1 protein-coding gene is annotated in these 792 nt (G+C 72.2%); it reads left to right on the forward strand.

Annotated features, from left to right (window positions below):
• Nucleotides 1-35: 35 nt before the first annotated feature.
• A partial coding sequence (locus ACFV9O_RS40725; RefSeq protein WP_385428197.1) for a polyprenol monophosphomannose synthase occupies nucleotides 36-792 on the forward strand: 757 nt, incomplete at its 3' end.

The raw sequence follows: 792 nt of genomic DNA on the forward strand, positions 1-792 counted from the left end.
GTGGTCCCCTGTGCACGGACAGGTAAGGGGCAAAGGTGAACGACGGCGGTGACAGGGCTTCTTCGGCCCCGCGCGAGGAGTACGGTCCGCTCGGAACCACGCTGGTGATCATTCCGACCTACAACGAGGCCGACAACCTCGCGCCCGTCGTCGCCCGGGTCCGCGAAGCCGTCCCCGAGGCCCACGTCCTCGTCGCGGACGACAACAGCCCCGACGGCACCGGCAAGATCGCCGACGAACTCGCCGCCGACGACGAGCGGGTCCACGTCCTGCACCGGGCCGGCAAGGAAGGGCTCGGTGCCGCCTACCTCGCCGGGTTCCGCTGGGGCCTGGAGCACGACTTCGGCGTCCTGGTCGAGATGGACGCCGACGGCTCCCACCAGCCCGAGGAACTGCCGCGCCTGCTCACCGCCCTCAAGGGCGCCGACCTGGTCCTCGGCTCGCGCTGGGTGCCCGGCGGTCGGGTCGTCAACTGGCCGCGCAGCCGCCAGCTCCTCTCGCGCGGCGGCAGCACCTACTCGCGCCTGCTGCTGGACGTGCCGCTGCGCGACATCACCGGCGGGTACCGCGCCTTCCGCCGCGAGACCCTGGAGAGGCTCGGCCTGACCGAGGTCGCCTCGCAGGGGTACTGCTTCCAGGTCGACCTCGCCCGCCGAGCCGTCCAGGCCGGCTGCTCCGTGGTGGAGGTGCCCATCACCTTCGTGGAGCGCGAACACGGCGACAGCAAGATGAGCCGCGACATCGTCGTGGAAGCCCTCTGGCGCGTCACCGCCTGGGGCGTCGGCGGCCGCG

Source organism: Streptomyces sp. NPDC059909, assembly GCF_042730885.1.
In the GTDB taxonomy this organism is placed as follows: Bacteria; Actinomycetota; Actinomycetes; order Streptomycetales; family Streptomycetaceae; genus Streptomyces.